The sequence below is a fragment of the Zobellia russellii genome (assembly GCF_044597075.1).
In the GTDB taxonomy this organism is placed as follows: Bacteria; Bacteroidota; Bacteroidia; order Flavobacteriales; family Flavobacteriaceae; genus Zobellia; species Zobellia russellii.
This window is the reverse complement of the sequence record NZ_CP139000.1, coordinates 1,649,308-1,671,950: the sequence shown is the minus strand read 5'-3', so window position 1 is coordinate 1,671,950 and position 22,643 is coordinate 1,649,308. Positions and strand designations below refer to the sequence as shown.

Sequence of the window (22,643 nt, the reverse complement as noted above, 5' to 3'; positions counted from 1 at the left end):
ATTTCTCTAATTGACCTTTTTGTAGAGTTGTCTATACCATATAATTTTATGGAAAGCTATTGTAAATAGGGGAGTGAGGAGGTGTTGTTGGTATAAAATATACGTTTTGTCAAGTTTTTGTCAAGCACTTTTTTTAGGAGTAAATTAACAATATCTCTATTTTGGACACCAATTACAGTGTATATGAAAATTTAGAACACACTTAATTGATAATCTAATAAACAAACTTTACTCATTTAAAACCAACTCGAATTATGGAAAGAAAAAATCACTCGCCTCTCAACAACCCTCCCCCCATTTTAGAACAGGTGTTCCTTAACATGTATTCCTAAACAAAATGGACATCGTGTTCATTTCCTTTTGAGCAAATAATTGGTTTAGCTTAAAACCAACTCGTTTTTAAATCTTCAGTCAAGAGGGGTGGAATGTATGGTCTAGATACAATGAAATAAGAAAATTATATAGGTTTTGAATTGGAATACAACCTTCTTAACAAGGTTAAACCTACTTCATAGTTTCATTGGTCATTTTTAATATTTAACAAGAAAATTATATGAATTTCAAAAACATTTTTCATTTTAAATCCCACGCTTTTCGGTTGGGATTGTTCTTGGTCTTTTGTCTAAGTACGGCAATAGCACAATCTCAAACAGTTAGTGGTACCGTATCTGCAGATGATACGCCTTTGCCAGGAGTAAGTGTGGTGGTCAAGGGCACTAATACCGGGACCGTTACAGATTTTGATGGTCTTTATTCAATAAAGGCAGAACCTAGTGACGTATTGGTATTCAGTTACATTGGATTCAAAACCAAGGAAGTCGCCATCAGCGGAAAAAAGTCGGTTAACGTAACGATGCAAGAAGATGTATCCGCGTTGGATGAAGTAGTCGTTGTGGGTTACGGGGCCCAGAAAAAGAAGGAATTGACAGGTGCGGTAGCACAAGTGAAGTCGGAAGAGTTAATGAAAACATCAACATCCGATATAGGTGCCGCTTTACAAGGTCAGATTGCCGGGGTAAACGTAACGGCCAGTTCAGGCTCTCCTGGAGCGGAAGCTAACGTACAGATTAGGGGTCTTACTTCTATTAACGGGGCCAATAGACCATTATATGTTGTAGACGGTATCCCTTTTGAAGGAGATCCAAAATTAAGTATCAATGAAATAGAAACCATAGATGTTCTAAAGGATGGAGCTTCGGCGGCAATTTATGGTACACGTGGTGCAGCCGGTGTAATCTTGATTACCACTAAAAGGGGTAAAGAAGGACAAATGAAAATTGCGGTAGACAGCTATTATGGTCTTCAAAATATTACTTCTGGAACGCCCTTGTTGAACGTGGAGGATAGACTATATACGACTTTTGTTCAATCTGCAGCGCTAAGTGAGAGAAGATATGGTAATACATGGACTACCATAGAACAGAGTCCTCATTTCCTGACCAACAATACGGATTTGGTGAGTGTGGTGGAAAATGATATGGCACCTATCCAAAACCATAGTCTTAGGCTATCAGGAGGTAAAGACGGTCTTACGTACAATGTTACTGGAAACTATTTTGATCAAGAAGGTGTTGTGATCAAATCGGGTTACGAGAGATTCAACGTTAGGGCCAATACACAGTTTAAAAAAGGAAGATGGGATATAACTACGGCCCTTTCCTTTAGAATAGAAGATAGGGAGTATGAGCCTTGGGGACTTTTAAGAAATGCAATAGGGTATAACGCTTATCAACCCCTTATAGATCCAAATACGAGCGTGTTAGAAAATGCAGGAGATGGTAGCGGGGCTAACAACCTTTCTTCTTTAGGATACCAATTCTTGCAAGAAGATAATCAAGAGAATCAATATTTTGATGGAAATTTAAGTGTTACCTACAATATTACAGATAACCTTAAATTCACTTCAAGGGTGGCCTCAAGTTATGACAACGGTACTAGAATTACCGTTAACCCTAAATTTATCGCGTATAGAGATGATGGTACAGAAGTTACATCTCAACGTTCAAGAATTAGAAATTTAAGTTCTTTGGCCAAAAAGTCTACTTGGGAGAACATTATCAATTACCAGAAAAGTTTTGGGGATCATAACATTAACTTAACGGGTGTATATTCATCGGAAAAGTACAGTTACTCAGAATTCTTTGCGGAGAAGAGCGATTTGGCTTCCAATGATATAACCGTATTAAATGGTGCTACGGCAGACCCTAATGTGGGGTCGGGTAACAACCAATGGACACAAGATCGTACCAGCACTTTAATAGGTATGTTGGCCCGTTTACAATATAACTATAAAGGAAGATATCTGTTGAATGCTTTTGTAAGACATGATGGGTCTTCTAAATTTAAAGAAGAGCCATGGGGTGTGTTTCCTTCTATATCTGCCGGATGGAACGTTTCCGAAGAGAAATTTTGGAACCCTATTAAGAATACTGTTTCCTCATTTAAGTTAAGAGGAAGTAGAGGTACGGCAGGTAACCAAGGTATCGCAGATTACACATATACACCTACCATTACGTTAGATAATGATTATGTACTTGGTGCTGGAGACAATCAGAATTTATTGTTAGGGGCTACTCAAACTGGTTTTGCCAATCCATTGGTAAGCTGGGAAACTTCGGTTTCATTGAACGGAGGTTTGGACATGGGCTTTTTTGATAATAAGTTAACCTTGTCCGCAGATATGTATGAAACCAAAAAAGAAGATATGTTATTCCCAGTATTATTGCCGCCTACTGCAGGTGGAGGTCAAAATGCTGAGGTTACGCTAAATGTGGGCGATATGACCAATAAGGGTATGGAATTCGCCATGAACTATCGCCATTCTGGTAAATTTTCTTGGAATGCCGGTTTAACATATACTAAAAACGAAAATGTTATTACTAAAATGAGCGGTAGTAACAAGATCATCTATTTTGATGATAGTAGTATTTCCGGACATAGTAACGATCAGGATTTGGTATCTGCATTGGCAGAAGGGTATGAAGGCGGTGCTTTCTTTTTAATAGAGACCGATGGTACTATTAAGAACGAAGAAGAATTGGCGGCCTACCAAGAAATTGTACCTGATGCAAAATTAGGAGATTTAAAGTATGTAGATTTTGATAAGAACGGCTTAATAGATATTAACGACCGTCAATATATGGGTAGTGGTACTCCTGAATTTGAAATGGGCTTTAATTTTTCGGCCTATTATAAAGCAATGGACTTTTCAATGCAATGGTACGGTGCCTTTGGTGCAGAAATTATAAATGGTAACAAAGCATTGGCTTATAAGGTAGCCAACCATCAGGATTTGGTCTATCAATGGACTCCGCAGAACAACACATTCTGATATTCCTGTAAACAGAAATGCCACACATAACAACTTTAGAGGGCAGACGGACTATTGGTTGGATGATGGAACTTTTGCCAGATTACGTAACATTTCTTTAGGCTATACTATACCTAGAGATTACACGGAGAAGTTGGGTATCACCAAGTTTAGGGTATACGTAGCAGCACAAAACCTTTTTACCATTACCCAGTATGATGGGTATGATCCAGAAGTTGGGAACAACGGTCTTAGTACAAGAGGTATTGATAAAGGGACCTATCCTGTAAGTTCTCAAATACGAACAGGACTTCAAATTGAATTTTAAAAGAATTTGATATGAAGATGAATAATTCCGATAAAAAAAATGAAAAAATGATAGTTATGAAAACAACGATAACAAAACGGTTACTTTTTATAATCGTGCCCATGTTAGCTTTTTGGAGCTGCTCTGATGATTTTTTGGAGCAAACCAATCCTAACCAAATATCTACTGAAACTTTCTGGAACAATAATAAAGACTTAGGACAAGGTCTAACCGCTACCTATAAAGGTTTGGCGAGTTCTCAGAATATTCATTTGGTAGCGGAGTTGGCACGTACTGATTTAGCTTGGGCTAGTGGATACCAACGCCCTACTAATACTAACCCATATTATTTGCAGATTTTTAATGATGCCAATAATGAAATAAATCAAAAATGGAGTGCTAATTACACAACCATTTTTAGGGCCAATCAAGTTATAGAAGCGGCTGGGAAATTAGCAGAAACCTATACTACGGAAGACGAAAAGGAAGAAGGTCTTAGCATTTTGGCCCAAGCAAGGTTCATAAGAGGGTATATATATTTTAACCTGTACAATTCTTTTAACGGAGGTGCAGTTCCCATCTATGATTTTGTACCGGTAGAAGAGAGTGAGTTCTATCAATCTGTGGCTACGGCAGAAGAAGTTAAAGCGTTCTATTTAGAAGACTTAAAGTTTGCATCAGAGAACCTACCTATTTCTTGGGAAGGCAAGGATAAAGGGCGTGTTACTGCGGGTGCGGCCGTTGCCGTAATGGGACAATCATACTTATATGCCGGTGATTATGAAACCGCAGCTACGCTTTTTAAAAGTGTTATAGATGACTTTGGTTACGCATTAACACCTAACATAGGAAGTAACTTTACAACTATGGATGAGTTTAATGAGGAATCTATTCTTGAAATAGGGTACTCATTGGATTATAAGAATGAATTGGGCCCTTGGGATGGAAGAGATGTAGCAAATTCTGCTTATGTAAGACAATTTACCGGAGGTGCCGGTACTTGGCGTGGAGCGATTCCTGCAAACTGGCTTATTTTAAAATACAGGAATGAACCTTTGGATTTTTCTGACCCTCGTAACAAGGTTGTGGATGAAGATGGTAATGAAGGCTTTAGGAAGTTCAGCTTGCGAACCTCTTGGTCAGTAGCTTTGGTGGATGACACGGATATGGGTTACTACTTAAGGGAAGAGACCGGACAAGGGTCTGTCTTTAATGTGCGTATGACCGCTTTTTGGCGTAAGCATACCAACTGGGATATTACTAGATCGGAAGAAGAGCTTTCTCCAGGTAAAGTAAGGTCAGGTGTAAATGAGCGTTTGATACGTCTAGCGGAAATTTATCTTCAATATGCCGAGTGTCAGATAAAGTTAGGAAACATAGACGAAGCCTTAACTTATATCAATAGGGTTAGAAGAAGGTCTGGAGTGCAGTTGTTAGGTTTAGCAGGTACTGGAGAGTTTCCGGCAAATGACCATGACAATGTAGCTTATGATGCTCAAAGTTTGATGGAACATTTAATGTTTACCGAATTGCCTTTGGAACTATCTGCTGAAGGAGATGGAAACAGGAATGTAGACCTTAGAAGATGGGGCGTTAAGGCGGATCGTTTTAAAGAATTGGCTCAAAGACGTTATTCGGCAGATCACTACAAATTGCTGGATGAAGACGGTAAAGAGGTAACCCGATGGGCTTCAATTGTTAAGGAATTGCCTGTTGGTGATCCTGATATTGACGAGAACTGGAACGAATTTCAGGAAGCATCTTCAAATTATAACGAAGCGTTACATGCGTATTGGCCATTGCCAAACTCTGAAATCCTAGCTAACCCGCAATTGAATAATTAAAATTGACGGTTACAGTGATGACATCAATGAAAAATGCAAAAAGCAAGAAACTTAAAAAGTATAAAATGAAAAACGCAATAAGAATTTTAGCCGTCTTGGCCATCCTATTTGTAGGATGTGACGATAATGAGTACGAGGCGCCTTTTCCTTTCTCCGATATAGGCTTCTATACCAGCAAGGGTACGTTAAATGACATACAGGTTAATTTAGACGATTATGTGTCTTTCACGGATTTATCCCAAGGTGCAGTATCCCATTCGTGGAGAATTGATAAAACGGATGTTTTTCTTGAAGGTCCTATAGATAGAACGGATACAATCCTTGATCAGTTCATAATAGAGCCTAGAAGCACAACGTCGTTTGAGAAAACCGTTCATGTGCAATTCAAAACCTCCGGAATGAAAAAAGTAAGGTTGTACAACACTTTTAATGAAATGGTGGTCTTTAAAGGTAATCGCGGAGATGTAGATTATGAGATGCCGGCCAAGAAAGAAGGAGACCTTTATGTTATAGACACTACTTTTTTAGTAAAGGTCTATCCTAAACTTGTACCTAAAATTAAGGTTAGAAATGGCGATGTGGTAGTAAATCATGAAGCAACGGATACAGTTTATATAGAGGCAGGTAATACTATGGAGTTTACTGATCTGTCTACTATTGGCGAGCCTACAGGTCGCTCATGGAACATAAGAAGAGCTTTGAAGCCGGGTGAGGAAGTTGCGGAAAATCCTGTTGTAAACAGTAGCGGAGATTCATTGGCCAATATTGCCTTTAATAAATTGGGAGCTTTTAGAGCTACGATGAACCTGTCCCGTTCAGGTCAGAACATTCCTGGTGATTCAGAAACCTATGTTATGAACGCACCAATTAGGGTAATCCCTTCATCTCAACCATTTGAACTTACCGGAGAAATCCGCGAATTGGAAGATGAAACCATACAAGTACCTTATAATGGGGAGTTTACTCCATTTGGAGGACAAGAGGAGTTCTTTACGGTTATGGTAAACGGAGAAGCCTTTGAAGTTGCTTCTGTAGCGGTAAATGCAAATGATGCAACAAAAATGGATATCAAATTGGCGGCTCCAATCTATCGTCCGGACGTAATCACGGTTTCCTACGCAGGAGGTAGTATAGAATCTTCAGATACTAGGGAGGCATTGCCTTTTACGGATGAGCCTGTAATAATGAGTACGGTTAATTTAATTCCCGCAGCTATTGCAGGGTTGGAAACAGGAGCAGACAGTTGGGTGCCATATTGGAGTAATAAGGGAACGGTTGAGTATTCTACGGAGCAAGCAGCGACCGGTGAATATAGCTTAAAATTAAAAATTGAGGCAGGTCAGGATAATGCTGAAGCCAGTGCTCCGTTCGAAAATCCAATAATTTTTGAAGAAGGTAAAACCTATACCGTTTCATATAAAATGTACATTGCACCAGGTGGTGTAGGTACAGATGGTGGTACGCATACAGGTCTGTTTTTGTTACAGAATTGGGGTTTCCAATTTTGGAACAATTTTGCACATCCTGTAGGAGAATGGAAAACCCATACTGTAGATTACACGAGTACAACACCGTTATCTCAGTTCTATTTGAGAATTATTCCTAATGCAGAAAAAACTACTGACATGACCGTATACTATGATGATTTCTCTATCATAGAAAAAGAAGAAAGACCATAATTCCCCACAAAGTAGTTTGTTTGAGTTTAAGGGAGAATTGAAAGATTCTCCCTTTTTTTTCATTTAGAAATCAAACTTAAAAATGAACAAGAAAGTAAAAACTATGAATGGAAATCAACTTGCATTAATGCTTTGTTGTGTCTTGTTGGGAAGTTGCGGTACGGGTTCAAAATTTGATAATTCTACGGAATTGCCCGTAAATCAAGAACAGAAAGTTGAGGACCAGCAGGAAGAGGAACAAGAAACCGTTCCACCAGATACTAAAGAAGTCAACTGGAAAGAAATTCCGGTACCCGCTAATGCAGGGCCGGATATGGTTTGGGAGTTTCAAGAAATGTCAGATGATTTTGAATACCAATCCCCGGGAGATAATAAAGGAGATGTTTTTTTTGAAAAGTGGGATGACTTTTACCACAACGGATGGTCAGGGCCCGGCCTCACGGAATGGAGGAGGGAACAGTCTTATGTAGCAAACGGAGAACTACAAATGTGGGCCACTAGAAAACCAGGTTCAAAAAAAATGAACATGGGCTGCATTACATCAAAAACAAGGGTAATCTATCCAGTATATATTGAGGCTAGGGCAAAGGTTATGAACTCTACTTTAGCGTCGGATGTATGGCTTCTGAGCCCAGATGACACCCAAGAAATTGATATCCTAGAGGCTTACGGTGCAGACTATTCGGAAAGCGCGCAAAAGGAACATTCGTATTTCTCCAAGAAGATTCATATCAGTCATCATGTATTCATTAGGGAGCCTTTTCAGGACTATCAGCCCAGAGACGCAGGAAATTGGTTTGAAAACGGTACCGTTTGGAACAGGGACTTTCATACGTATGGAATCTATTGGAAAAACCCATGGTACTTAGAATATTATATAGACGGAGAATTGGTGAGAACCGTTTCGGGAAAGGATATTATAGATCCCAAATATTTTACAAATGAAAAGGATCCGGGAAATACGCAGGTAGATACCCGTACGGGTCTTAGTAAAGAAATGGACATTATTATAAATACTGAGGATCAAACATGGCGTTCTAGCCCGGCTTCTGGTTTGGCATCGGACACGTATACCCCAACGGATAAGGAGTTAGATAATATAGATAACAACACGTTTAGGGTAGATTGGATTAGGATCTATAAGCCTGTAGCTAAATAGATTTTTCATTTTTTTGAATTGTTAGAGCGTATGGACGTTCTTAAATTAAACCATAGGTAGTTCCCCCAATTAAATTGGTACCTATGGTTTTTTTGTGATTTATATTCAAAAAGGTGACAATGGTCATATGATATCAATTATCTTTTTTTAGCATTAAAAACATTACGGAAAACGGTTGACCTAAGGTTGATTTTTAGTTAATTTCAAGGTGTAATTAGTACTTCTCTTATATAATACATCAATATGGAATACATAGATTACTACAAAGTATTGGGGGTAAGTAAGAATGCCACGGAAAAGGACATCAAGAAGGCATATAGAAAAATGGCCCGAAAATATCACCCTGATGTCAACCCCAATGACGTTGAGGCAGAGAAGAAATTCAAGGAAATAAATGAGGCCAATGAGGTCTTGGGTAATGCCGAAAATCGGAAAAAATACGATCAATACGGAAAAGACTGGATGCATGCCGAAACGTTTGAGAAAGCCAAAGCACAACAGCAAAGTTCACGGGGTAGTGGCGGCCAGAGCTATGAACAGGATTTTGGCGGTGGGGATTTCTCAGATTTTTTTGAATCAATGTTCGGGGGAGGTGGATTTTCTCAAGGTGGATATACCTCAAATAGAGGACAGCAGGTAAGATATAGAGGGCAGGACTTGAATGCGGAACTTCGCTTGCAATTAAGGGACGTATACACCACCCAGAAGCAAACCTTAACGGTTAACGGTAAGAACATAAGAATAACTATTCCTGCCGGAATTGAAAACGGACAGACCATAAAAATTTCGGGTCATGGCGGTTCGGGAAGAAATGGAGGCCCCAAGGGAGATTTGTACCTCACTTTTGTAGTAGATAATAATACCGCGTTCAAACGAGATGGTAATGATTTGTACAAGACGGTAGACCTAGATTTGTATACCGCAATATTAGGTGGTGAAATTACCGTAGATACTTTTGATGGTAAAGCTAAGCTGAAGGTAAAGCCGGAAACGCAAAGTAATACCAAGGTGAAGCTAAAAGGCAAAGGTTTTCCTGCTTATAAGAAGGAAGGTCAGTTTGGGGACCTTTTTATTACCTATAACGTTAAAACACCTACAAATCTTTCTGATCAAGAAAAGGCACTTTTCAAACAATTGGCATCACTTAAAAGCTAAGATTATGCAACAAGAAGAATACGTATCCGTAACCGAGTTTTGTAACGGCCATAGCATTTCATCAACGGTCATAAGTCAGCTGAATGAATTTGGTCTGGTAAAAATCATACAACGTAGTGATAGTTTGTATATTCCTATGGAAGAACTTCCCAAGGCGGAGAAAATATTGAGATTGCATACCGATCTCAACATTAACCTAGAAGGGGTTGAGGTAATCACGAGATTACTGAAACGCATAGAACGAACCGAGGAAGAGCTTATAAGGCTTAGGAATAAATTAAGCGTATACGAATAGCGAAGCAGTTGCACGACAATAGAAAAGCAACGTATTAAATTTGGAATTCATTGTTGGGTTTCCCTTGTTGGCGATAGTTTGCCTGATGTTCTTTAGGCAGTGTTCCGTACACTTTCTTAAAGCATTTCGTAAAATAGGATGCCGTATTAAATCCGGACATGTAGAGAATTTCTTTTACGGTAAGATCTGTAGTCTCCAATAATTGCTTGGCTCTTTTAAGTCTAAAACGTCTAATGAACTCTCCGGTAGAAAGGCCGGTAAATTCCTTAAATTTATTGTAAACGGCACTTCTGCTCATAGACAAGGCCGCCGTAAGCGATTCTGCATTGAACTCCGCATCCATAATATTCATTTCCAAAAGCTCAATAACACGGTTCAGAAATTCTTGATCTGGTGAGGTAACCTCAATTTCACTTGGAGAAAGGGATACTTCACGTTGCATATAGTTCCGTAATTCTTTTCGGTACCGCATAATATTGTTCAGCTTCACTTCTAGATGCTCTAAGTTAAATGGTTTGGTAAGGTAATCGTCCACTCCAATTTTTAGACCTTCTAGCTGGCTGTCATCATCCGTTTTTGCCGTAAGAAATACAATGGGGATATGATTATACTCCACCTGTTTCTTAACCTCCTTTGCAAAAGATATACCATCCATAGTGGGCATCATGATATCACTAATGATAATATTGGGCATATGGTTTTTTAAAATGTCAAGCCCATGTTGTCCGTTTTCCGCTTCCAGTATTTCATACTTTCTATAGAGGCCACTTTTTATAAAGGCCCTGAGGTCTGCATTGTCTTCAACAACCAATAAAGTTGGCTTTTCATCAGAAGTCAGAACTTCTGTTTCGTCTTCGGTTTCAAAATCTACCTCTTTAAGGTGGTCCAAATTAGGAACGACCATAGCTTTGGTAGACTCGGAACCTATAATTTTATCATCTTTATAAAAATCAAATTTCTTAGGAAGGTAGAAAATGAAATTGGCTCCTTTCCGGGTTCCTTTTTCTACCAGAATTTCGCCATGATGCCGCTGTACAAGGCTTTTTGTAAGCGCTAGGCCAATACCCATGCCGTAAGTATTCCTGTTTTCGGCGCTATCGTCATTAAAGAAACGGTCAAATATTTTCTCTAGACTGGCAGATGAAATGCCGTTGCCATTATCGCGTACCTCTATTTTTACGTACTCCTCTCTGGTCTGGTCTATTTCTTTGGAGGTGTTGCTTACAACGATGGATATTTCACCACCATCAGGAGTAAATTTGAAAGCATTGGATAACAAATTGTTCATTACCTTTTCCAATGCATCCGGACTGAACCAAGTAATAAGAGTGGGCTCGTCACAAATTAGCGAAAACTGAATTGATCGATTGGTAGCCAAGAAATCAAAAGATTCTTTTATCTCATGTATGTTTTTTAGAATGTTGAAGTAACCAACTTCTAAAACCATTTTCTTCTGTTCTATTTTCTGAAAATCCAATAATTGGTTTACAAGCCGTAGCAATAAAGATGAGTTTTTTTGCATAAGCCTGTATTGGTTCAGGCGTTCTTTGGGCTCTATAATGTCGTTGTTTTTTTCCAAGAACTGCAACGGGCCGTTCAATAGGGAAAGGGGTGTTCTAAATTCATGGGAAACATTGGTGAAAAACTCCATTTTCATTTTGTTGAGCTCATCTGCCTTTTGTTTGGTAAGATGGTTCATGGTGAGTTGGTGTTTTTCCTCTATTCGGATCAGGGTAAATTTACCAAAGGCATAAAGCAATGAAATAGCCAAAAGGGTGTACAAAGCATATGCCCAAGTAGTTTTCCAAAATGGCGGGGCAATAACAATTTGTAATGTGTCTGGTTCTAAATTCCAAAAACCATCGCTATTGGCCGCTTTCACCTCAAAAGTATAAGTTCCTGGTTCTAAATTGGTATAGGTGACTAAATTTCTGTTGTTGGAGGCAACGGACCATTCATCTTGAAAACCTTTTAATCTAAATCGATATTCATTTTTGTTAGGGGAAGAGAAATGTAGCGCAGAGAACCCCAATGAAATATTATTCTGGTTATGGTTAAGGTTTACCTTGTTAGCGGTTAAAATGGTCTGGTCTAGTATTTCCCCATCCGCTATTTTTTTGTTCGGAAGCACCAGCTTATTGTTCAGCAGGAAACGGTCTATGTGAATTTCGGGCGGAATCTTATTTTGCTTGATTTTTCTTGGATAGAAGGCATTAAAACCATTAACGCCGCCAAAAATTAGTTGCCCGTCGGGTTTTTTCAATGAGGTTAATTCTTCAAACTCATTACTTTGTAAACCGTCTTCAACGTCATAATTTTTAAAGGTTTCGGTTAAAGGGTCAAATTTTGAAATACCGTTATTTGTAGAAATCCAAAGGTTACCGTCATCATCTTCTTCAATACTTTTAATTACATTGTTGGGAAGCCCATCAGCTTCCGTATAGGCTTTAAAAGATTCTTTCCCTGTAGTTTTATCTACAACAAGTTTATTTAGTCCTCCACCAAGGGTTCCTATCCAAATTGTACCTTTTGAACTTTCAAAAATGGGTAGGATATAGTTATTACTTATACTGGTTGAATCATTTGCGATTACGGAAAAATACTGGAACTGTGGATTTTCTTCTTGTAATTGGTCTGCGGGCAGTTTGTTCAACCCTTTTCCAGTACCTACCCATAAGTTTCCCTTGCTATCTTCAACTATATTTCGAATAATCTTGCTTGCAAAATTATGAGAGCTATCAAAATTTTCAACCGTCTTGTAAGGTGCATGTTTTGCACGAAAAAGCCCTTTAGAATAGGTGCCGTACCAGACTTGCCCAAATCTGTCCGTACACATACTAAACACGGTAGACTTTATTTTATTGCTAAACGTAACCTTTGGATTACGGCTAGGAGTGGTAATGTCTATTTGATAGACACCTTGCGTACCCGAGTTTCCTAGTTCCAGTATTTTTTTACCGTCCACCTTGATCTCGTTCATAGAGAAAGCAGCGTTTACACGGTCTATTTGTCTAAAGTTTGTAAACGTACCGTCACTTTCTTCTTTTAGGAGAAAGCTTAGTCCGCCCCTGGTGCCAAACCAAAGAGTACCGTTGCTATCTTCGTATATAGATTTTACAATATTATGGCCCAATGTTCCTGGGCGCATGTCTCCCAAATAATGGTTAAACTGCTTTCCGTTCAGGTCTAATTTATTAATCCCGGTACCAAATGTCCCTATCCATAGAACTCCCGTTTTATCGATTAACAAAGACCGTACATAGTCGGAACTTAAACTTGAGCTATTTTCAAAACTATTGTCATGGTGTTTTTTTAACAATAGGGTATCGGTTTTTAACCGATACTGATTCAGGCCGCTTTTGGTTCCTCCCCAAAGTCTATTTTTTGAGTCGATTACCATTTTTAGAATAGTCTCGTTTCCTATTCGTTTTAGTTGAAAATTATTAGGGTCGTCGGATTCGGTGGGGGTGAAAATACCGTTAGAGGTTGCAAAAACCATTTGGCCGTTGGGGCTTTGCCCCATACTTCTTACGGCAACCGTATCTGTATGTACCCGAACAAGCTGAGGAATTTCACCTTTATCTTCTTTGGTGGTTTTTAAAATTCCAGAGGAGGTTCCAACCCATATAGTTCCTTGTTGGTCTTTGAATAAGGCAGAAGTTGGTTTTTTTAGAATAACAGGGTTCTCGGCATTAGGAAAATTAAAGGAGAGGGTTTTACGACCGGTTACTATCTGAGCCACCTGCAAACCACCGTCCGTTCGTGCCCACAGCCTATTTTCGTCATCAATAATTATGCTCTTAACAATATCTGAGATAAGTCCGTTGGAATTATCTTTCCCTACCATAAAAGAGTGGAATCTTCCTGTTTTTCGTTCGTAGAAATTAATACCGTAACCGGCCGTCCCGATCCAAAGATTGCCTATAGAGTCTTCGGCAATGGCACTTATTAAGTTGCCGCTTATTGCATAAGGGTTTTTCGGGGATGGTTTGAATTTTCTAAAATTTCTGCCGTCATAGCGGTTAAGACCATCATCCGTTCCGATCCATATGTAGCCATAGGAGTCTTGGTAAAGGGCTACCACATCATTCTGGGAAAGACCATCATTATTGTCCAAATGCTGAAAGTATGTCTCAGTTTGAGCGTTTAGGACCAATGAGAACAATAGGGTAAAAACGCCTGCCATTGTTCCAAGTCTTCTTGAACAAAGTCTAAATTTCGAAAATATATGAGCAGTACGAATAACTATTTTTTTATGTGGATATATCTTTGAACATCACCTAAATGAATTTCAATTTTAAGAGAATTCAGATAGGGTAAAAGCTTTGGATAATAAGAAACAAATAAAAATAACGTGAAACCATTGTTTTAGGTTGGTTTTTTCAGTTTAAAATCAAAAGTTTTAATCTTTTAAACATTTGTTTCATTCCTAGACGTTGAACTTGGGAACCATCCGTGCAAATACATGATATTTTTTGGTTATAGATACTTTTCTAGGATAAATATGACCAGAAGAACTAAACTAATTCTACACAAAAGACTTTTGTTCTACTATTCAAGCCAAAAGTCTTACCGTATTATAAAGATAATTGACATTTTTGAAGTATTGAGATTGTTTATTGTTACAACCAGACTTTCATTTTTTAAACTATAGCTAGTTATGAAGCTTAAATATGTGCTCCCAGTTTTTATTTTAATAATCAATATTGCGTGCAAAGGGCAACAGGAAACCCATCAAAAACCACCAAATATAGTTTGGATCGTTTCAGAGGATAACTCCAAACATTATCTAAAAATGTTTGATGAAAATGGTATTGAAACTCCCAATATTGAGGCATTGGCCCAGCATGGCATACAGTTTAACCGTGCCTTTTCAAATGCTCCTGTTTGTAGTGTAGCACGTTCAACTATAATCTCAGGGTGTTATGCGCCCAGGACAGGAGCTCAGTATCATAGGAGGTCGGAATTGGTTCCTATGCCGGACTCGTTACGAATGTTTCCTGCTTATTTAAGAGATGTCGGATATTATACCGCAAACAATAGTAAAGAAGACTATAATTTTGTTAAAAGTGATGATGCATGGGATGAATCATCGGGAAAAGCAACTTGGAAAAACCGTTCAGGGGACCAGCCTTTTTTCTATGTGCATAATATTGGAACTACCCACGAATCCAGACTACATTTTCCAGAGAGTGATTTAAGCGATTCGCCTAAGCAAGCTGGAGTTAATGATTATAAGGTGCAACCTAACCATCCGGACACGGAATTGTTCAGGTACACTAATGCACGCTATCGTGATAAAATTGTGGAAATGGACGGTCAATTGGGGGAGGTTGTAAAAGCCTTGGAAGCTGATGGACAGCTAGAAAACACATTCATTTTTTATTACGGAGACCATGGTGGAGTATTACCAGGAAGTAAAGGGTATTTATATGAAACCGGACTTCATGTGCCTATGGTGGTCAGGATTCCCGAGAACTACAAAGACATGGTGGACTTAAAATCAGGAAGCCAAACAGACCGTTTTGTGAGCTTTATAGATTTGGCCCCAACTGTACTGAACCTAGCCGGTGCTAAAATTCCGGAACAAATAGACGGTAAACCGTTTTTGGGTAAGGATGTTAACGCAGAAGAATTGAGCAAAGAAGATGTTGCTTATGGTTATGCCGATAGATTTGATGAAAAGTATGATATGGTACGCTCCGTTCGTAAGGGCAAATACAAATACATAAGAAACTACCAGCCCTTTAATTTTGATGGGTTAATGAATAATTACCGTTACCAGCAAGCAGCCTATCGCGAGTGGGAAAAAATGTACGAAAAAGGAGCATTAAATGATAAACAGTCTACTTTTTTCAAATCACGTACACCTGAAATGCTTTTTGATGTAGAGAATGACCCTTATGAAACCGTGAATTTGGCCGCCGACCCTAATTTTGACACAAAGCTTTTAGAAATGCGTGGACTTATAAACGATTGGGTAATGGGTATGCCGGATTTATCTTTTTACCCCGAGTTCTATTTAGTGGAAAATGCTTTTAGTAATCCCGTAAAGTTTGGTAGAGCACATAAAAAGGAGATTCAAGATTATGTGGCAACGGCAAATATAATGTTAGAAGATGCTGCAACGGCCCAAACCAAGTTAAAGGAATTACTGGTTTCTTCGGACCCATGGCAACGATATTGGGCATTGATTGTTTGCAGCAGCTTTGGAAATGAATTGAAAAGCTTAACTCCGGAAATAGAAAAAATAACACAGAATGATGATCAAGGTGTAAATAAAGTTAGAGCTGCGGAGTTTTTAGGTATCACTAAAGCGAGAGACCCTGTTCCTGTTATGTTGGAAGCCCTTTATTCCGCTAAACATGAGACAGAAGCCTTGTTAATTTTAAATTCAATAGTACTTCTTGGTTCGTATGATTATGGATATGAATTTCCAATTGACATTAGTAATATAAACCCAGAGTTTAGAACTGAGAAGTCAGAAGTTCTTCGTCGTTTGGAGTTTTTGAATCCTGAAATGAAATAACTCCCCAAGAATTATTTGTTCATAATTAAAAGAAGCATCATGTTGCATTTAAAAAGAGCATACGGCAAAAGTTTAACAGGTTTACTGCTGCTAGCTTTTTTTGTGTCTGGAACTATAGCTACGGCCCAAAGAAAGAAAAAGAACATTGAGACCGTTAAACGGCCAAATGTTATTCTAATCAATGTTGATGATTTGGGGTATGGAGACCTGTCTTCTTATGGCAATGAACTTTTTTCGACACCTAATATAGACCGTTTGGTAGAAGAAGGGGTACGCTTTACAGACGGTTACGTTTCTGCTCCGGTTTGTTCTCCCAGTAGACACGGATTGTTATCAGGAGCCTATCAACAGCGCTTTGGAGTACAATGGAACCATGATACATGGAAAATGAAGCATCGCCAAGATGAGCAGATTGTTCCTAATACCCAAAAATTCATTAATCAAGCGTTTTCGGATGCAGGCTATGTTACCGCTATGGCAGGTAAAATAAACCTTCAAGGCTATCCTAAAACTACATTTGATTATAATTACTCCCTTACTTCATCAGGTTCCAATTATTTTCCGGAACCGACGGGAAAGTATTTGGGGGTAGATGATAAACCAGGGGAGAATTCCAAACCAAAAGGAGGTTGGATACCGATGTTATGGGGTCCTGAAAGGCCAGGGGAAGAATATCTAACGGATCGTTGTGGACGGCAATGCATTGAATTTATTGAAGAGAATAAAGAGAAACCTTTTTTCTTTTACCTAGCCTTCAATGCGCCACATACACCACTTCAGGCAAAAAAATCGGACCTGCCCAGGGTAAGCCATATTAAGTCTGAGGCCATGAAATTGTACGCAGCTATGGTTCTAGCTATTGATGATAACGTAGGGCGTATTTTGGATTACCTCGAGAAAGAAAAATTACGGGATAATACCATTATTGTGTTCGTTAGCGATAACGGCCCTGCCAATCCCATTCATCTGTCGTTGCCCACTTGGTGGCCAAAGGATACTCCTTATCACTTATTAGGGCAAAGAGGGCCACTTTCAGGCTTTAAAGGTAATATGTGGGAAGCTGGAATACGTGTGCCGTACATTATAAGTTGGCCTGCGCAATTAGAACAGAACGTAACGTTTAAAAAACCAGTTAGCACTTTAGATTTATATCCAACCTTATGTGCGGCTGCGGATGTTAAAATTCCGAATAAAACGATATTGGATGGGGTAAACCTATTGCCCTTTATTAGGGGCGGGTATGACACACAACCTCATGAAAACCTATTTTGGTATGCCAATAGAATGGGTGCCGCACGAATGGGAAAATGGAAGTTCTTGGTAGAGGACAACAAACATTACCTCTTTGATTTGGAAAACGATATTGCAGAAACTACAAATGTAAGTAAGCAAAACCCCAAGGTCATGCAAACTATTTTTGACGCCTACATAAATTTTAGAAATGAGATGCCTGCCATGCGCAACCCATTTTTAAGGCCTTTGGATATACCATCGACAGATGTAATTAATTTACCTGTGGTTGAAGGAGACTAAGAAGCAATTTTAGTATGAATTAATAAAAGAGCCTTGCTAGAATAGCAAGGCTCTTTTGGTTTCAGAATTATTGTTAGGTATACGGTGGCGGATAAAGATGGTAACCTTTCCCAAGTGTCACTACCGAGAGAAGACCTAATTTTTATAAGTATTTGGCAATATGGCAAGTTGTTCTATGGATAAAAACAATTGTTGCATTTTTCCGTGGGTAATATTATCAATTTGGTCAACTCAAAAAAACTCAAACAATAATGCTTATGAAACTCACTAGATTAATTGTGAAGAACACACGTTTTTCTTGTCAATTTTGGTGCTTTTTATTGTTGGCCTTTTTTAGTGCTTTTGCGCAGGCCCAAACAGTAAAAGGAACCGTCTCCGATAGCCAAGGTCCATTGCCTGGCGTCAATGTATTTTTAAAGGAATCATCAAAGGGAACAACTACAGATTTTGATGGTAATTTTGTGCTTCAAGATGTATCAAAAGGAGCCACTTTGGTCTTCTCGTACATAGGTTACAAGCCACAAGAAGTAATCGTATCAGGCGCAGACCTTAATGTAACCATGCAAGAGGACGCACAGGCTTTGGAAGAAGTTGTGGTAGTTGGGTACGGGGTACAGAAAAAGAAAGATTTAACAGGTTCTATTTCCTCCATTAGTACAGATGACATTCAAAAAACCAATACCGTTTCCTTGGATCAAGCCATACAGGGTAGGGCGGCAGGTGTTACGGTTTCAGGAACTTCGGGCGCCCCGGGAGCTAGCCCAACGGTAAGAATTAGAGGAACGGGAACGGTTAACAACTCAGACCCTTTATATGTTATTGATGGTGTACCTATTAATGATATTGCCAACTTTAATATGGCAGATGCTGCTTCTATAGATGTTCTTAAAGATGCCTCGGCAACTGCAATTTATGGGTCAAGAGGAGCGAACGGGGTTATTTTAATTGAAACAAAAAAAGGGTCTAAACGTAAGACTACGGTATCCTACAACGTATATACCGGAGTACAGAACAAAATAGATAATTTAGATGTTCTTACGGGGCCGCAGTGGGCCATGCTGGTTAATGAGGCAAATACAAATGATGGAACCGCTATAGATCCAGAGTTGGCCAATCCAGGGGCTTTGCCTACATATAATTGGAAAGATGCCGCTTACCGTTCCGGGTTTATTCAAGACCACCAATTATCCATTTCCGGAGGGAGTGAAAAATCTACCTATTACATATCCTACGGATATATTTCACAAGATGGTATACTCAAGGAGTCGGGCTATAGTCGTCATAACTTCAGGGTAAATAACACCTATCAAGTAGGGAAGAAAATTAAAGTAGGACACAACATTCAGTATTCTAATTCAGACAGGACATCCGTTCCCGAGGTGGGTGGTAATCCCTGGCAACGAGCGGCCTTTGTTGGTTACGTTACCGATCCGGTCTCTCCAATTTATGCGCCTGATGGGAGTTTAGGTATTCCCGGTTATTCGAGTGCCATTAATGCATTGGGCCTTGTAGAATATGGAAAAAGAAATCGTAAGAAAGAAAGTTTTTTCGGCAACTTATTTGTTGAGCTGGACCTAGCGGAAGGTTTAAAGTTCAAGTCTAATTACGGGTTGGAAATCACAAATGTAAAAAGTGATAATTACGTGCCTGAATATTTTGTGGGTCCAACCTATAACAGTCCGGTAAGTAGTTATACTTTGAGCCGTTCGGAAAACAGGGTGATGGTGCTTTCAAATACGCTTAATTACCTAAAGGTTTTTAAGGACAAACATAATTTTAACGCCTTATTGGGACAGGAAATCCAAAATTTAAACGCTAATAACGTTCAGGCAGAGCGTAACGAGATTCCTTCAAGTGTTGCCAATCCAACATTGGGTTCGGGAAATGTATCTACCTCTACCAACAATGGTGGTATATCCGAGTCTAAATTACTTTCGTTTTTCGGGAGGTTAAATTATAACTATGATGAGCGTTATTTAATAACCGCTACATATAGGTTTGATGGGTCTTCTCGTTTTGGGGAAAACCAACGTTGGGGTAAGTTTCCATCCGTAGCTTTAGGTTGGAATGTTCACAACGAACATTTTTATAATATTGGATTCTTAAATCAGTTGAAGTTTCGAGCAGGTTGGGGAGAAACGGGTAATCAAAATATACCTAATTCCTCAACTTTCAACACCCTTAATCTAAACACAAATTATATTTATGGGGCAGATCAGGTAACTACTGTTGGTGCAGCTCCTCTAAGACCCGGTAATCAGGATTTAAAGTGGGAAACTACCGTTACTAAGAATGTAGGGGTTGATTTAGGTCTTTTCAATAACTCACTGACGCTTACAGCAGATTATTTTATTAAGAATACAACTGACCTGCTTTTGGCGATACCTATTCTTAATACAGCGGGTTATAAGACAAGTCCTTACGGAAATGCAGGTGATATAGAGAACAAAGGTTTTGAACTTACCGCAAATTACAGAAAGAGTTTTGGTGATTTTTCATTCAACTTAGGAGGGAACATTTCGTTTGTGAAGAACAAGGTTATTTCTTTAGCAGATGACGGTATCTTAATTGGTAGTAACCGTTCCAAAGATTATAGTCGTACAGAGGCCGGCCACCCTATTGCTTCTTTCTATGGATATGAAATGATCGGTATTTTTCAGACACAAGATGAGGTAGATAATAGTGCAGTACTTCCTAAGACCCAACCTGGTGATGTAAAATACAGAGATCTTAATGATGACGGAATCATTAATGATGATGATAGAAAGTACATTGGTTCGCCTTTTCCGGATTATACCTATGGTATGAATCTGGATATGAATTACAAACAGTTCGATTTTTCAATGTTCTTCCAAGGAAGTCAAGGGAACGATATTTTGAATCACACAATTTACTGGTTAGAAGCAGATTTGGGAACCAATATGTCTACCAATATGTTGAACCGTTGGACAGGAGAAGGAACATCCAATACCTTGCCAAGAGTAACTTTTGCCAACAATGGAGTTAACATGCCAAAATCATCCAGTAGATACGTTAAGGATGGTTCTTATCTAAGATTGAAGAATGTACAATTAGGCTATTCGTTACCGCAAGATATGTTGGACAAGACGCCAATTTCAAGTCTTCGTATTTATTTGGCCGCACAGAACTTGCTCACTTTTACCAAATATGAGGGTATGGATCCAGAGGTAGGTGTAGATACATCCGATAATGGTACCAGTCCTTTGGACATAGGTATTGATAACGGATTGTACCCATCCGCAAGAACATTCACTTTGGGCTTGAACATTAAATTTTAAAAAAGACATTTATTATGATACCATATAGAACAATTAATAACGGACTAAAGTTTTGTTCCTTGGCTTTGATTTTTGCGTTAAGTTCATGCAGTAAAGATTATCTTGAGGTAGTGCCCTCCGGAGAGCCCACTATTGAGAATTTTTATAAATCTCCGGTAGATGCGGAACAAGCTCTAACAGCGGCCTATTCTCCAATGCGTGAGATGTATGCCCGTGAGAATTTTGGAGCGGCCAATGCCAATGATCTGGTCTTTGGAGATATAGGAACAGATGATATTTTAAAGGGAGGAGCCAGAGTAAATGATGGCCCACATCTGTATGAAAAAGAAATATATAGTCTTACGACTTCTAATTCTGCTGTAGAAAAACTGTGGCAAGTAAACTACAAAGGGGTGCTTTATACCAATTTAGTTTTGGCAAATGTACCTAGTATTGAATTTGAGGATGAAGAGAGAAAAAAGGACATTATTGCCGAAGCACATTTTTTACGGGCCTATTATTATTTTGACCTGGTAAATACTTTTGGAGGCGTACCAATAATAGATACGCCATTAGAGCCAGGAGAATACAATGTGGCACGTTCCTCAACTGAAGAGACATACAGATTCATTGAAGAGGATTTGAAAAAAGCAATCTCAGAATTGCCTTCTAGATTTGATAAAGGAGCCGAGTTCTTAGGGCATGCAGATATAGGAGCCGCCCTTGGTTTAATGATGCGAGTAGCGCTTTACCAAAATAAAATGGATCAGGTTAAAACGTACGGGGAGCAACTAATCGAATTGCCATATGTACTAGCAGATTATGCTACTATTTTTGAACCTTCAGGTGAGTGGAATACAGGATCAATTTTTGAAATTAATTTTTCTTCCAATTCAGATAAGTTGGGTACCTTAATCCCACGTATGATCGGTGCAAGAAAAAAAGGTGGTGTTGGTTTCTCTCAGATTAAAGAAGACTTAAGAAATGAATTTGAACCTAACGACCCTAGGTTTGATGCTTCATTTTACAATGTCCCGGGAGGGTATGGAACGGAGTGGTATATCAAAAAATATTCAATAACTCCATTTAGTGAAAACCCTAAACCTTCGGTTGGAGGAAACGGAAATAGCGGTAACAATATTAGAATCCTTCGTTTATCCGATGCGTATTTAATGTATGCAGAAGCTATTTACAATACAGACCCCACAACTGCAATAAACTATGTAAATAAGGTAAGGCAGAGAGCAAGAGGTGATAATGATGCTTCCGTTGTTCCGGATTTGGACGGCAGTCTAAACGGGCAGGCTTTGTTGGATGCCATTTATCACGAGCGTAGGGTTGAATTGGCAGGCGAAGGCTTCCGGTATCATGACCTAATTAGAACGGATAGAGCAGAGGCTTTGCTAGGACCCTTGGGCTTTAAAAAAGGATTGCACGAGATTATGCCTATACCTTTGTCTCAAATAGATTTGTCACAAGGAGTACTGGTGCAAAATCCCGGGTATTAAAAACGGAACAATGAATGTACCTCTCTTAGGAAAGAACAAGAGGGGT

The 22,643-nt window shown here is 39.0% G+C and carries 12 protein-coding genes; 11 read left to right on the top strand and 1 reads right to left on the bottom strand.

Annotation, left to right across the window (positions count from 1 at the left end):
• The first annotated feature begins 553 nt into the window (after positions 1-553).
• The 7 genes from SJY45_RS06730 to SJY45_RS06700 all read left to right on the top strand — a co-directional run bounded on the left by SJY45_RS06730 (position 554) and on the right by SJY45_RS06700 (position 9,749).
• Entirely contained in the window at positions 554-3,331 is a 2,778-nt protein-coding gene (locus SJY45_RS06730) for a SusC/RagA family TonB-linked outer membrane protein (RefSeq protein WP_400073755.1), read from the top strand.
• Positions 3,332-3,389: 58 nt separating this feature from the next.
• Entirely contained in the window at positions 3,390-3,638 is a 249-nt protein-coding gene (locus SJY45_RS06725; RefSeq protein ID WP_400073754.1) for a hypothetical protein, read from the top strand.
• Positions 3,639-3,694: 56 nt separating this feature from the next.
• A complete protein-coding gene (locus SJY45_RS06720) occupies positions 3,695-5,461 on the top strand; it encodes a RagB/SusD family nutrient uptake outer membrane protein (protein ID WP_400073753.1) in 1,767 nt (588 codons plus the stop codon).
• A gap of 65 nt (positions 5,462-5,526) precedes the next feature.
• Positions 5,527-7,140 carry a hypothetical protein gene (locus SJY45_RS06715; protein WP_400073752.1) on the top strand — a complete coding sequence of 538 codons (1,614 nt, stop codon included), beginning with the start codon at positions 5,527-5,529 and terminating at the stop codon, positions 7,138-7,140.
• An 82-nt stretch (positions 7,141-7,222) separates the two neighbouring features.
• Positions 7,223-8,299 (top strand): family 16 glycosylhydrolase, encoded by a 1,077-nt coding sequence (locus SJY45_RS06710; protein ID WP_400073751.1) that lies wholly within the window; start codon positions 7,223-7,225, stop codon positions 8,297-8,299.
• A 243-nt stretch (positions 8,300-8,542) separates the two neighbouring features.
• Complete coding sequence (locus tag SJY45_RS06705) at positions 8,543-9,454, top strand: DnaJ C-terminal domain-containing protein (protein WP_400073750.1); 912 nt, start codon at positions 8,543-8,545, stop codon at positions 9,452-9,454.
• A gap of 4 nt (positions 9,455-9,458) precedes the next feature.
• On the top strand, positions 9,459-9,749 hold the full coding sequence (locus SJY45_RS06700; RefSeq protein ID WP_400073749.1) for a chaperone modulator CbpM: 291 nt from the start codon (positions 9,459-9,461) through the stop codon (positions 9,747-9,749).
• 34 nt (positions 9,750-9,783) lie between these two features.
• Here SJY45_RS06700 and SJY45_RS06695 read toward each other — a convergent pair whose 3' ends face one another.
• Complete coding sequence (locus SJY45_RS06695) at positions 9,784-13,935, bottom strand: two-component regulator propeller domain-containing protein (RefSeq protein ID WP_400073748.1); 4,152 nt, start codon at positions 13,933-13,935, stop codon at positions 9,784-9,786.
• Between the two features lie 474 nt (positions 13,936-14,409).
• On the opposite strand from SJY45_RS06695, the gene SJY45_RS06690 reads away from it, so the two are divergent.
• The 4 genes from SJY45_RS06690 (at position 14,410) to SJY45_RS06675 (ending at position 22,597) form a co-directional block, all read left to right on the top strand.
• Positions 14,410-16,278, top strand: coding sequence for a sulfatase-like hydrolase/transferase (locus SJY45_RS06690; RefSeq protein WP_400073747.1), 1,869 nt, complete (start codon positions 14,410-14,412; stop codon positions 16,276-16,278).
• Between the two features lie 39 nt (positions 16,279-16,317).
• Positions 16,318-17,811, top strand: a complete 1,494-nt coding sequence (locus tag SJY45_RS06685) for a sulfatase-like hydrolase/transferase (RefSeq protein ID WP_400073746.1) — start codon at positions 16,318-16,320, stop codon at positions 17,809-17,811.
• A gap of 257 nt (positions 17,812-18,068) precedes the next feature.
• On the top strand, positions 18,069-21,110 hold the full coding sequence (locus SJY45_RS06680; RefSeq protein WP_400073745.1) for a SusC/RagA family TonB-linked outer membrane protein: 3,042 nt from the start codon (positions 18,069-18,071) through the stop codon (positions 21,108-21,110).
• 14 nt (positions 21,111-21,124) lie between these two features.
• Positions 21,125-22,597 carry a RagB/SusD family nutrient uptake outer membrane protein gene (locus tag SJY45_RS06675; protein WP_400073744.1) on the top strand — a complete coding sequence of 491 codons (1,473 nt, stop codon included), beginning with the start codon at positions 21,125-21,127 and terminating at the stop codon, positions 22,595-22,597.
• The last annotated feature ends 46 nt before the right edge of the window (positions 22,598-22,643 follow it).